This is a genomic window from Pseudomonas sp. WS 5027, from assembly GCF_012985695.1.
Lineage (GTDB): Bacteria > Pseudomonadota > Gammaproteobacteria > Pseudomonadales > Pseudomonadaceae > Aquipseudomonas > Aquipseudomonas hygromyciniae.
This window is the reverse complement of sequence record NZ_JAAQWU010000028.1, coordinates 21785-34666: the sequence shown is the minus strand read 5'-3', so window position 1 is coordinate 34666 and position 12882 is coordinate 21785. Positions and strand designations below refer to the sequence as shown.

12 protein-coding genes and 1 pseudogene are annotated in these 12882 nt (G+C 59.8%); 6 read left to right on the top strand and 7 right to left on the bottom strand.

The genetic code is table 11. The features are described 5' to 3' along the window. Positions 1–6: 6 nt before the first annotated feature. From HBO09_RS25505 to HBO09_RS25490, 4 genes are all read left to right on the top strand, one after another. Positions 7–1188: an aminotransferase class I/II-fold pyridoxal phosphate-dependent enzyme gene (locus tag HBO09_RS25505; protein WP_169999111.1), complete on the top strand. Its 1182-nt coding sequence runs from the start codon at positions 7–9 to the stop codon at positions 1186–1188. Between the two features lie 87 nt (positions 1189–1275). After that, on the top strand, positions 1276–3012 hold the full coding sequence (locus HBO09_RS25500; RefSeq protein WP_169999109.1) for an amidohydrolase: 1737 nt from the start codon (positions 1276–1278) through the stop codon (positions 3010–3012). Further along, positions 3009–3926, top strand: coding sequence for a GTP-binding protein (locus tag HBO09_RS25495; protein ID WP_169999107.1), 918 nt, complete (start codon positions 3009–3011; stop codon positions 3924–3926). Before HBO09_RS25500 ends, HBO09_RS25495 begins: the two co-directional genes overlap by 4 nt. A gap of 107 nt (positions 3927–4033) precedes the next feature. Beyond that, the gene (locus HBO09_RS25490; RefSeq protein WP_169999105.1) at positions 4034–4738 is read left to right on the top strand and encodes a hypothetical protein; all 705 of its coding nucleotides are present in this window, start codon (positions 4034–4036) and stop codon (positions 4736–4738) included. A 525-nt stretch (positions 4739–5263) separates the two neighbouring features. Here HBO09_RS25490 and cyoE read toward each other — a convergent pair. Genes cyoE through cyoA form a run of 5 tightly spaced genes read right to left on the bottom strand, consistent with a single transcriptional unit; the run spans position 5264 to position 10088 of the window. Next, positions 5264–6151 carry a heme o synthase gene (gene cyoE, locus HBO09_RS25485; protein WP_029300217.1) on the bottom strand — a complete coding sequence of 296 codons (888 nt, stop codon included), beginning with the start codon at positions 6149–6151 and terminating at the stop codon, positions 5264–5266. Positions 6152–6162: 11 nt separating this feature from the next. Then, positions 6163–6498, bottom strand: coding sequence for a cytochrome o ubiquinol oxidase subunit IV (gene cyoD, locus HBO09_RS25480; protein WP_029300215.1), 336 nt, complete (start codon positions 6496–6498; stop codon positions 6163–6165). Then, entirely contained in the window at positions 6498–7124 is a 627-nt protein-coding gene (gene cyoC, locus HBO09_RS25475) for a cytochrome o ubiquinol oxidase subunit III (protein WP_038446230.1), read from the bottom strand. The genes cyoD and cyoC overlap by 1 nt, the downstream gene beginning before the upstream one ends. A 3-nt stretch (positions 7125–7127) precedes the next feature. After that, positions 7128–9146 carry a cytochrome o ubiquinol oxidase subunit I gene (cyoB, locus tag HBO09_RS25470; protein ID WP_029300211.1) on the bottom strand — a complete coding sequence of 673 codons (2019 nt, stop codon included), beginning with the start codon at positions 9144–9146 and terminating at the stop codon, positions 7128–7130. A gap of 3 nt (positions 9147–9149) precedes the next feature. Continuing rightward, positions 9150–10088, bottom strand: coding sequence for a ubiquinol oxidase subunit II (gene cyoA, locus HBO09_RS25465; RefSeq protein WP_169999158.1), 939 nt, complete (start codon positions 10086–10088; stop codon positions 9150–9152). A 27-nt stretch (positions 10089–10115) separates the two neighbouring features. Between cyoA and HBO09_RS29235 the strand changes: the two are divergent. Continuing rightward, positions 10116–10330: pseudogene (locus HBO09_RS29235) on the top strand (hypothetical protein). A 98-nt stretch (positions 10331–10428) separates the two neighbouring features. After that, complete coding sequence (locus tag HBO09_RS25460) at positions 10429–10716, top strand: hypothetical protein (RefSeq protein WP_169999103.1); 288 nt, start codon at positions 10429–10431, stop codon at positions 10714–10716. Positions 10717–10883: 167 nt separating this feature from the next. On the opposite strand, the gene HBO09_RS25455 is transcribed toward HBO09_RS25460, so the two are convergent. After that, a complete protein-coding gene (locus HBO09_RS25455) occupies positions 10884–11390 on the bottom strand; it encodes a disulfide bond formation protein B (protein ID WP_169999101.1) in 507 nt (168 codons plus the stop codon). Between the two features lie 269 nt (positions 11391–11659). After that, entirely contained in the window at positions 11660–12841 is a 1182-nt protein-coding gene (gene hmpA, locus HBO09_RS25450) for an NO-inducible flavohemoprotein (RefSeq protein WP_169999099.1), read from the bottom strand. Positions 12842–12882 lie beyond the last annotated feature (41 nt).

Sequence of the window (12882 nt, the reverse complement as noted above, 5' to 3'; positions counted from 1 at the left end):
ACAAGGATGCGTTATTCACCGTTTGTCGAGCGCATTAGTGGCGAGTCCGTCAGCGCCTGGGATATTCACTACGCCGCCGTCGAAGCCCGTGGTCGTGGCGAAGATGTGATCGTGTTGAGCGTCGGCGACCCCGACTTCGCCACCACCAGCGCCATCTGCGAAACCGCCGTCGACGCCCTGCGCGCCGGCGACACCCACTACACCCACGTACTGGGCCGGCCGGCGCTGCGCGAGGCGATTGCCGCCAAGCAAAGTCGCCTGCAGGGCATTGCCGTACAGGCCGAGAACGTGGCCCTGGTGGCCGGCGCGCAAAACGGCCTGTTCGCCACCTCACTGTGCCTGTTCAGCCAGGGCGATGAAGTACTGGTGCCAGAGCCGATGTACCTGACCTACGAGGCGTGCATCCACGCTTCCGGTGCGCGCATCGCAACCATCGAGCAACCGGCGGCCAATGGTTTCCGCCTGACCCGCGCAGCCCTGGAAAAGGCCATTACCGCCAAGACCCGGGGCATTGCCCTGGCCACGCCCTGCAACCCCACCGGCAACGTCTACAGTCGGGAAGAGCTGGAACTGGTGGCCGAAGTCGCCCGTGAGCATGACCTGTGGGTGATTTCCGATGAGGTCTACGGCCAGATCACTTACGACCAACCGCACCTGAGCATCGCCTCATTGCCGGGCATGGCCGAGCGCACCGTGGTGCTCAACAGCCTGTCGAAAACCCACGCCATGACCGGCTGGCGCGTGGGCTGGGTAGTAGCGCCGACCGCGTTGGTGGGCCACCTGGATAACCTGCTGCTGTGCATGCTCTATGGCTTGCCGGGGTTTATCCAGGAAGCGGCGATCAAGGCCCTGGAACTGGATGACGAAGTGGTCAGCGATGCGCGCACGGTGTATCGCCGCCGGCGTGACCTGGTGGTAGCCGGCCTTGGCGGCATTGCCGACCTCGATTGCCGGGTGCCACAGGCCGGGATGTTCATGCTGGTGGACGTGCGCCGCACGGGGCTGTCGAGCATGGACTTTGCCTGGCAACTGTTCCGTGCCACCGGCGTCTCGGTACTCGACGCCCAGGCGTTTGGCGCCAGTGCCGAAGGCTTTGTGCGCATCTCCTTTACCGTCGCCGACGACACCCTCAAAGACGCCTGCCAGCGCATTGCCGGGTTTGTCGAGGGCCTGCGCGCCAACCGCTGATTATGTGAACACTGGGATAGATGTGGGAGCTGGCTTGCCTGCTCCCACCTTTGATCTTTGCTCGTCTTGAATATTGAGGTTTCCCCCGTGACCGCTTCCGACCAATTCACTTCCACCCACTCCGTTGTCGGCGAGCACGCTGACCTGGTGTTGCACCACGGCCGTTTCTACACCCTCGACCCGACCCAACCGTGGGCCGACGCGGTGGCGATTCGCGGGGGACGTTTTATCGCGGTGGGCACCCTTGCCGACCTGCAACACCTGATCGGCCCGCAGACCCGCCAGCACGATCTGCTGGGCGCATTCTGCATGCCCGGCCTGCACGATATGCACACCCACCCCGACCTCGCCCTGGCCCCGCGCTACAGCGATGACCTGGACGTGGGCATCGAAGACCCCACCCCCGAACAACTGGCGGCGGCGATCCACGCCTACGCCGATGCCCACCCCGGCGATGGCTGGATCTACGGCCAATACTGGGTGCGCTACACCTTCCGCGAAGCCGGGTTGACCCCAGGTCGCGAATGGCTCGACAGCATCATGCCGGATCGCCCGGTGGCGCTGCCGGATCGCATGTGGGGCACCATGATGGTCAACTCCTGTGCCTTGAAACTGGCCGGCATCGACCGCCATACCGCTGACCCACGCAATGGCTACATGGAGCGCGACGAACTCAGCGGCGAGCCCAATGGCCTGATGATCGACGGCGCCTACGCGCTGATCCACGCGGCCATGCCGCCCACACCGGTAGCGGTGCTGCGCCGGGCCTATCGCGACGGCGTGCATTTCCAGAGCTCGCGTGGCGTTACCGCGACCAAGTATGTACACGTCTGCGAGCGGCGCCTGGACGCCCTCAAGGAGCTGGACGACGCTGGCGAATTGAGCGTGCGCGTGGAAGCGGCGATCAGTTGGCAGGACGATATCTTCCCGGTGCGCCGGCGCTGGGAACTGCTGGGCGGCGAGCGTCACTACTACCGCAGCGCACGGCTCAATGCCAACGCGGTGAAGTTCCACTTCGACGGCACCGTGGAACCCAAGTCTTCGTACCTGATGACGCCCTGGGCCGCCGATTCCACCTGGCGTGGCAAGCTCAACCTGACCCCGGAACATATCACCGACATGGTGGTGGACATGGACCGTCGCGGCCTGCGGGTGATCGCCCATTGCACCGGCGACGGCGCGTCCGATGTGTTCCTCGATGCCGTGGCCGAGGCGCGGCGGGTCAATGGCGATAGCGGCATTCGGCACCAGTGCGCCCACAGCACCTTGCTGCATCCGGGCAACCTCAAGCGCTTCAAGGCGCTGAACGTGATCGCCGAGTTCTCCCCAGCGGCCTGGTACCCGACGCCGTTTGCCAGCGGTGCCCGCTCCGGTTATGGCGTCGAGCGCCTCAAGCGCATCTACGACTTCAAAGGTGTGCTGGCCGAAGGTGGCCTGGCGGTGATGGGCACTGACTGGCCGGTGGCTTCGATTGACCCGTGGCTGGCCCTGGAAACCATGGTCACCCGGCAGAACCCGTGGAACCAGGAACCGGACTGCTTCGGCGAGCCGATCACCCTGGAACAGGCGCTGCAAGTGGCGACCCTCAACGGCGCCCACGCCATGGGCCTGGAGCACTCCACCGGCAGCCTGGAAGTGGGCAAGTGCGCCGACCTGATCGTGATCGACCGCGACCTGTTCGCCCAGCCGGCGCGCAACTACATTCACCAGACCCAAGTGCTGCTGACCTTTGTCGATGGCCGCCCGGTCTACGACCGTCTCAACGCGTTTGCAGACACGGCATTGCAAGCCGTGTGGCAAGGCCTGCCACCGGTGATCGAATGAATAACGACAGCATTGCCGTCACAGTGGTCTCGGGCTTTCTCGGCGCCGGCAAGACCACCCTGCTCAACCGCATCGCCCAGCAGCCGCAACATGGGCGCATGGCGGTGATCGTCAATGACTTTGGCGAGCTGAACATCGATGCGGCGATCATCGCCGAAGTCACCGATGCGGTGTTCAGCCTGCAGAACGGCTGTATCTGCTGCACCGTGCAAGAGGACCTGCTGGCGCAACTGGTGAGCCTGAGCCAACTGCGCCCGCGCCTGGATCGCATCGTGATCGAGTGCAGCGGCGTGTCCGACCCGCAGCGCATTGTGCAAACCCTGGGTTATCCACAGCTCAAGGCGCACTTGCATCTGGATACGGTGATCACTCTGGTGGACGCCAGCGGTTATGGCGCCCTGGAAGGTGAGTTCGCCCGTTTGTCCCGCGCTCAGGTGGCCTGTGCCGACCTGGTGCTGCTGAACAAGGCCGACCTGGTCAGCGCCGCCGAACTGCAAAGCCTGCGCGCAACTATCGGTGCGCGCACACGGGTGATCAGCACCGTGCAGGCGCAGATCCCCGACGCCCTGCTGCTGGGCGAACGCAGCCCGCGCAACGGCTTTACTCCCGTGCCGGCGCCGCACCATGAACTGTTTGAAAGCTGGACCTGGCAAGGCACCCAGGCGCTGCCGGCCAAGGCCCTGCGCGACTGGCTGGGGCAACTGCCCAAGGACGTGTTCCGCCTTAAAGGCCTGGTGCATTTGCAGGGCAACGACCAGCCCTTCTGGTTGCAACATGTGGGCAACCGCAGCCAGTTCACCCTGGCCAGCGGCGAGCATGCGCAAAATTCGGCACAACTGGTGTTTATCGCCCGACGCGGCAGTGACCTGCGGGAGCGGTTGGAGGCGCAATTGCAGGAGATGCAGGGCCTGTAGACGCGGATGACGATGAAGGCAGAGTGCCGCCTTGACCTTGCTACCCTGGCCCTTGAAAATGCCCGACGCTTTTTCGTCTCCCCGCTTACAGAAGTAGTGAAATTTCAATGTCTGATTCCCGTACCGAAGAATCCGTAGTCACCTTGCAATCCAAAGCTGAATACGAAAACGCCATCAATCTTTCACAGCATGTGCCAGCGGCCAAGAACATCAGTGAAATGGTGCTGGACGCGTTCCACACCTCCAAGGAAAGCGACCAGATCCGCGAATTGCGCGTCGCCATCCGCCAGGCCCACGACGCCTTTGACGATGACAAGGCCTACGACCTGATGGGCCAGCTCAAGCAGCTCAAGGACGCCGAAGCCGCCGACAACGCCGCCCTCGAAGACCTGAGCAGCAAGTTCTCGATCAGCCGCATCCTTTCCAGCTTCAAGGACGACCCCGAGTTCCAGGAACTGGTCTACGGCCTGGCGCTGAAGGTGCTGAACCAGACCCACCAGGCCATCAGCAACCCAAGCGCCGGCAAAGGCAAGGCCGCACGGGCGAAGAAGGAAGTGGAAGTGTTTGTGATCAGCAAGGATGGGATCAGCGTAACGCTGCCATTGCGCACACCGCGCTCCAAACTCAATGTTGACCGCGAGGCGCTGGAATTCCTCGGTTTCAGCTTTGTGGGTGAAGGCGATGAGGCCGAGCTTGAGAGCGAAACCTTTGTGGATAACTCCGGTGCCGAGCAGCCACTGACCCGCAAGAGCATCGTCAGCGCGCTGCAACAGCAGACGGCGTTTGACGGTTACAGCATCGCCCAGCAATAAGCCCTATCCCCCTCTAAATGTGGGAGCGGGCTTGCTCGCGAATGCGCAGTGTCAGTCACTTTATTTGTTGATTGATACACCGCTTTCGCGAGCAAGCCCGCTCCCACAGGTAAGCATCTCCGCGCTCTGGTTTTGCTGTTGCTCTGCTTTTGATCTTGATCTGGCCTTTGATCTTAGGCGCCCCGTTAAACCACGATGGCCGCAGGCAGGTATTGCGCAGTGGGCACCCCGGCATGGATGCCGGGGTAGCCGCGACACGGCCATGGATGGCCGATCGCGGCGGGCCCACGGAGCAATGCCTGACTGTGGGCATGCCGAGCCTAGGCGAGGCACCGAGTGGTGGGGCAAGAGCCCTTTGGTTACTTTGGGCTGGGCCGGCACTCCGGCTTTTCCAAAGTGACCCGCTGTAAGAGCGGAACCATTAGCCGCCGTGACCGCAGCAACGGATATGAACTCATCCTCCCAATAAACCACAAAAAAGCCCCGCTCTTCTCTCGAAGGCGGGGCTTTTCATTGCATCCCAACTCAGTGGGCGTAAGTCAGCAGCAACTCTTTCGGCACCTGGAAATCCAGGGACATCATCACGCTCAAGGCGGTGATGGTGAAGATCGAGAAGACGAATAACTTGCGCGCCCAGACGGTGTCATCCACCGCCTTGTAGCCGGTCCAGGCCATGTACAACCAGTACATACCCATGGCGGCGGCGACGGCGAGGTAGCTCATGCCGGCGTAGCCACTGAAGGTCAACATCAAGGTCGCCACGAGGAAGGCCAGGATGTAGAGCAGGATGTGTTTCTTCGCCACCTGGATGCCGCGCTTGACCGGCAATACCGGAATCGAAGCCGCCAGGTAGTCGTTGAAACGGAAGATCGCAATGGCGTAGGAGTGCGGCATCTGCCACAGGCTGAACATCACCAGCAGCACCAGCGCAGCCATGTCGAAGCTATTGGTCACAGCCACATAACCAATCACCGGCGGCATCGCCCCAGACAGGCTGCCCACCAGCGTGCCGTGAACCGACTTGCGCTTGAGGTACAGGCTGTAGAGGCCGACGTAGATGACAAAGCCGATCACGGCAAACAACGCCGCCAGCGGATTGGCCACCGTGTACAGCAATGCCACGCCGGCAACACCGAGGACGGTCGCGAAGATCAGTGCCAGTTTCAGGGAGATAAGGCCCTGGACCAGCACGCGATTCTTGGTGCGCTCCATCTTGATATCGATGTCACGGTCGATGCAGTTGTTGAACACGCAACCGGATGCCACAACAAGGGAAGTGCCGATCATTGCCGCCAGGAAGATGGCCAGATCGACATGCCCCTTGGAGGCCAGGAAGAAACCGCCTGCCACAGAAAGCACGTTACCGAAAATGATCCCCGGTTTGGTGATTTGGATAAAGTGCTTAAGCGACATCGGGTCTTACCTCACTTCGCCATCATGTAGGTGTGGATGCTGAACATGATCCACAACGACAGGCCAACCAGCAGCAGGATCACAATGGCCGTGAACACAAACGCAATCACGTTGTTGCGCTGGGCCTGGGAGCGATCCAGGTGCAGGAAGTAATACAGGTGGACAACCACCTGGATCACCGCGAACAACAGCACGATTGCCAATGTGGTGGCTTTCGGCAGGGTTGGGTACATCACCAGGCCGAACGGAATGATCGTCAGGATCACCGACAGGATGAAGCCGATAGCGTAAGACTTTACGCTGCCGTGGCTCGCATCATGGCTGTCATGGGAGTGTGCATTAGCCATTACAGAGTCCCCATCAAGTAGACAACGGTGAAGACGCAGATCCAGACCACGTCCAGGAAGTGCCAGAACAGGCTCAGGCAGCTCAGGCGGGTCTTGTTGGTCGACGTCAGGCCATGCTTGTTGACCTGGTACATCATGATCGCCATCCAGATCAGACCGGCGGTTACGTGCAGACCGTGGGTACCGACCAGGGTGAAGAACGCCGACAGGAAGCCGGAACGGCTAGGCCCGTAGCCTTCGGAGATCAGCAGGTGGAACTCGTTGATCTCCATGGCGATAAAGCCAAGGCCGAGCAGGAAGGTCAGGCCCAGCCACTTGAGCACGCCTGCCTTGTTGCCACGGAAGAACGCCAACATGGCGAAGCCGTAGGTGATCGAGCTGAACAGCAGCAAGGCGGTTTCGCCCAGTACGTAGTTCAGTTCGAAGATGTCGTGGCCCGATGGGCCACCCGCTACGTTGTTTACCAGTACCGCGTATACCGCGAAGATCGATGCAAACAGGATGCAGTCGGTCATCAGGTAGAGCCAGAAACCGTATACGGTCATCTCGCCCGAGTCGTGGTGATGGTCATCGTGCCCATGGTCATCGACATGGGCGTGTCCAGCATTGGTCACTAAGTTCGACATGGTTTAAGCCTGTTCCAACGAGGTTTCAACACGGTTGGCCGGAATCTTCTTCTCGGCTACCAGGCGAGCGTGCTGCTCGGCTTCGATGCGCTCGATCACGTCGACCGGCACCATGTAGCCTTGATCATCACGAGCCGCGTGGATCACGAAATAGATCACGGTGCCAGCCAGGCTTGCGATAGCCAGCCACCAGATGTGCCAGATCATCGCGAAACCGAAGACCGTCAACAACGCGCCCATCACCACGCCAGTGGCGGTGTTGTTCGGCATGTGGATCGGCGAGTAGCGCACAGGACGCTGGTACGCCGTACCGTTTTCCTTGGCTTCGGTGAACGGGTCGATGGTCTCGGCCTTAGGCAGCACGGCGAAGTTGTAGAACGGCGGTGGCGACGAGGTCGACCATTCCAGGGTGTGTGCATTCCATGGATCGCCGGAGTCGCAGGCGTTCTGCTTGCGGTCACGGATACTCACGTACAGCTGGATCAACTGGCAGGCGATACCGACAGCGATCATCACCGCACCGAACATGGCGACGTACAGGTACGGCACCCACTCAGGGTTGGTAGTGGCGTTCAGACGACGAGTCATACCCATGAAGCCCAGTGCATAGAGCGGCATGAAGGCGACGAAGAAGCCGGTGATCCAGAACCAGAATGCAGCCTTACCCCAGCCTTCGTGCAGCTTGAAGCCGAACGCTTTCGGGAAGTAGAAGCTGAAACCAGCGATGTAGCCGAATACCGCACCACCGATGATCACGTTATGGAAGTGAGCAATCACGAACAGGCTGTTGTGCAGTACGAAGTCAGCACCCGGGATGGCCAGCAGTACGCCGGTCATGCCGCCGATGGCGAAAGTCACCATGAAGCCCAGGGTCCACAGAACCTGGCTGGTGAAGCGCAGGCGGCCGTGGTAGATGGTGAACAGCCAGTTGAATAGCTTCACCCCCGTCGGGATCGAAATCAGCATCGTCGCCAGGCCGAAGAAGGCGTTGACGCTGGCCCCCGAACCCATTGTGAAGAAGTGGTGCAGCCAGACCATGAAGCCCAGCACCGAGATCGCGCCGGAAGCGTAGACCATCGAGTGGTGACCAAACAGGCGCTTGCCGGTAAAGGTCGAGATCACTTCGGAGAAGATACCGAACGCTGGCAGGATCAGGATGTACACCTCAGGGTGACCCCATGCCCAGAACAGGTTCACGTACATCATTGGATTGCCACCAAGTTCATTGGTGAAGATGTGGAAATCCATGTAACGGTCAAGCGTCAGCAGCGCCAGGGTAGCGGTCAGGATCGGGAACGAAGCCACGATCAGGACGTTGGCCCAGGTGCAGGTCCAGGTGAAGATCGGCATGTCCATCAGTTTCATGCCTGGGGTACGCATTTTCAGCACGGTGGCCAGGAAGTTGACCCCCGTCAGCGTCGTACCCAACCCGGATAACTGTAGCGCCCAGATGTAGTAATCCATCCCCACGCCCGGACTGTATTGCAGCCCCGACAACGGCGGATAGGCAACCCAACCGGTCTTGGCGAATTCGCCGACGCCCAGGGACAGGTTGATCAGCACGACGCCGGAAACCAGCAGCCAGAAGCTCAGGGAGTTGAGGAACGGGAACGCAACGTCACGCGCACCGATCTGCAGCGGCACTGCCAGGTTCATCAGGCCGGTGAAGAAAGGCATCGCCATGAAGATGATCATGATCACACCGTGGGCGGTGAAGATCTGGTCATAGTGTTCAGGCGGCAGGTAGCCAGGCGAACCTTCGGTGGCCATGGCCAACTGGGTACGCATCATGATGGCGTCGGCAAAACCACGCAGCAGCATGACCATGGCGACGATGATGTACATCACGCCGATTTTCTTGTGGTCGACCGACGTCAGCCACTCGGTCCACAGGTAGGTCCACTTCTTGAAGTAGGTGATTGCCGCAAACAGCGCCAGACCACCCAGCGCGATCATGGCGATGGTCACCATCACGATCGGCTCGTGGAATGGGACCGCTTCCCAACTTAATTTACCAAACATCGTTTACTCCTCTGCCCCGGCAGCTGAATGCGAATTTGCGTCCGTCCCTTCCACAGCAGCCACTTCTTTCTTCTCGTGCTTGACCGGCTTGCCTGGCTTCATCCCTTCATACTTGTCGATGATTTTCTGAAACAGGTCCGGCGTGTACGAGGAGTACAGCTCTACAGGGTTGTTCTGGCTTGGCTTGGCAAGGGCTTCGTATTCAGCTTTTTCAAGCTGTTTTGGTGAGCTCTTGGCTTCTTGTACCCAGGCGTTGAAGTCTTCCTGGGAGGTGGCGATTGCTTTGAATTTCATGCCGGTAAAGCCCGCGCCACTGTAGTTGGCGGAGATACCGTCGAGCTCGGCGTTCTGGTTGGCAATCAGGTGCAGCTTGGTCTGCATGCCCGCCATCGCGTAGATCTGGCCACCCAGGCCCGGGATGAAGAACGAGTTCATCACCGCATCCGAGGTCACTTTGAAGTTGATCGGGGTGTTGGCCGGGAACACGATCTTGTTGACGGTGGCGATCCCTTGCTCGGGATAGATGAACAGCCACTTCCAGTCCAGCGCGACCACTTCGATAGTGATTGGCGGCACGTCGGACTCCAGCGGACGGTAAGGGTCCAGCTCGTGGGTCGACTTATAAGTGATGTAGCCCAGGGCGATGATGATGAGTACAGGGACCAGCCACACCGCGATTTCAATCTTGGTGGAGTGCGACCACTTCGGCGCGTAGGTGGCCTTGGTGTTGGACGCGCGGTATTTCCAGGCGAACGCGAAGGTCATCACGATCACTGGCACCACGACCAACAGCATCAGCAAGGTAGCAGTGATGATCAGGTTACGTTGTTCCACGCCGACCTGACCCACAGGGTCGAGCAGCGTCCAGTTGCAGCCTCCCAGCAATAACATGCCGAAAAGCGGCACTATGCCTAGTAATCGGGTGTACCTGTTTTTACTCATCTCACGACCTCTAAAGCAGCTTGCGCAATGCAGTTGGGTTTTGATCGCCAACACTTCACCCTGCCAAGGGTTGGCATTTCTCTTCGATTGAATAAGGGCCTGCCCGGCGCTTCATGCGCTGATCGACACGTCCAGGTCTGGCGGTGATTTCTTATTCGATTTCGTTGGTCAAAGGCCTTGTTACAGACCAATTCCATTTGGTGCGGATAGTTGAAAGGCTGCCGGCACCTGGGGTCGCATGAAGCAATGTTTTCGCCTCTCGACCGCCCTATTTGCTCAGGGTTGAGCAGCACCGGACACTCAGTGCGGGCGATTGTAGTTAGCTAGCGATGTATAAACCATGACTTATAAAGAAATAATTTTTATCGATTCCAGCAATAATCCTGCGCCATTGTTGCAAAGGTTCGGGATCGTATCGCGTTTGATTCTCAACAAAAACCACAAAAAATGCCGTGTTATTGCCCATTGTGTCGCATCCAAGGGGCCCTTCCAGGGTCGCCAAACCCCAGGCAAGCCCGCTAAAAACAAGGCATTGGTAGATCCCCGCAAGTTCTGTAACGCACGCCGTTCGCGGCTCGGCCACAAGCAGAAAGTGACAGGTAAAAGCAACTGCTGGAGGGTGGATTAACCGTTAAAACCAGGGGTAGGAAACCTCCTGCGGCACCTTCACTGTGACAACGTGTCGCACTTCGCGCACCGCCAATCTTGTCCAGCGTCACGATCCATTCACAAAATGCCCGCACACAAAAAAGCCCCGGCCTGCATCAGCAGGACCGGGGCTTTTTGTCGGACGATTTAAGCCCTGTGCTTGCGATTGCGGTAAATGCCCAGGGGCACCAGGATCACCGTCAATACGAACGCCACCAGCGCCCACTGGGCCAGGGACAAGCCCAGTACCGGCGGGTACGGCGTGCTGCAGAAACCATCGACCTGGAAGCCCAGAGGGAAGATCTTCGCCAGGGGCAGGTCATCGACAATCGGCTGCAGTACATCGACACCGCAACTGATGGCCGGATAGAGCTGGGTATACACATGATGCCCGGCGGCGGCGACACCACCGAGGGCGCTGAGCACCACCAGCACTTCAAAGACCGTGACACTGCGCTGGGTGCGCATCGCCGCGCCAATAAAGGCAAAGAGCGCAATCAGCAACAAGGCATAACGCTGCAGGATGCACAGTGGGCATGGCGCTTCACCCAGCACTATCTGCATGTAGAGCGCGCCACCGATCAGCGCCAGGCAGATAATCCCCAGCAACACCAAAAAGCGCCGCTCACGCGCTAACCGCATTTCGTCAATCATCCCCGTTTCCCTTTGCCTAATGATGGGTGTGCCAATGGCCGCAAGTTTACACGCAGGAGGTGAAAATTTAGCAGTAGGCAGCGGGAGGGTAGGCAAAACGGGTTAACGGCACATTAATGTAGTGGTCTTTCGGGCCTCTTCGCGAGCAAGTCGAATCGTCGCACCGCCGCTCCCACATTTGAATGTATTCACAGATCAAATGTGGGAGCGGCGGTGCGACGATTCGACTTGCTCGCGAAAAGGCCAATGCGGTGTTGAAGAGCGGCCGCTTATTCCAGCGCCGCCGCCGGCCCGAAGAACTCATACCGGCTCTGCTTTTCAGGCACACCCAAAGCCTTGAGGTGACGTTTGATCGCACTCATAAAGCCCTTGGGCCCGAGGAAGTAGGCGTCCACATCACGCTCCTCAGGCAACCACGCCGCCAGTTGCTCCTGGGTCAGCATGCCGAGCTTGTCCGCCGCTGGGCTGATGCCGTCGTCTTCGGCGTAGCAGTAGAAACGCTGCAGTTGCGGGTGACGCGCGGCCAGGGCATCGACCCAGTCGCGAAACGCATGCACGCCACCATTGCGCGCGCAGTGGATAAAGTGCACCGGGCGCTCGGTCGCCAACGCCGCTTCCAGCATCGGCAGGGTTGGCGTGATGCCCACACCGCCGCTGATCAGCACCAGGGGTTTGTCGCTGTCCACCAGCGTGAACTCCCCCGATGGCGGGAACAGGTCGATGGTCGCCCCCACGTGCATCTGGTCATGCAGGTAATTGGACACGCGCCCGCCCGCTTCGCGCTTGACGCTGATGCGGTACAGGCCCGCGTCGGTACGCGCCGACAATGAATAGTTGCGGCGCACTTCTTCGCCATCGAGGATCAGCTTCAGGCCGATGTACTGGCCGGGCTCGGCAGCGAGGATCGGGCCGTTGTCCACCGGGGCAAAGTACAGGGAGATGATTTCACTGCTCTCCTCCACGCGCTTGACCAGCAAAAACGACCGCGCCCCACGCCAGCCGCCAACGGCCTGGGCTTTTTCGTCGTAGATGGCACTCTCTGCGCCGATCAGGATATCGGCCAATTGGCCATAGGCCGCGCCCCACGCACTCATCACTTCTGGTGTGGCGATTTCATCACCCAACACCTCGGAAATCGCCCGCAGCAGGCAGTTGCCGACAATCGGGTAGTGCTCCGGCAGGATTTGCAGGGCAACGTGCTTATTGATGATTTTGGCCACCAGGTCGCCCAACTGGTCCAACTGGTCGATGTGCCGCGCGTACATCAGCACCCCATTGGCCAAGGCGCGAGGCTGGTCGCCGCTGGCTTGGTGGGCCTGGTTGAACAGCGGGCGCACTTCGGGGTACTCGGACAACATCATGCGGTAGAAGTGGGTGATCAGGGCTTCGCCACCGCTTTCGAGCAGCGGCACAGTAGATTTGACGATGGCACGGTCTTGAACGCTAAGCATGGGGAGACTCCTGAGCCTTTTAGGCTTCTGAATGATTACCT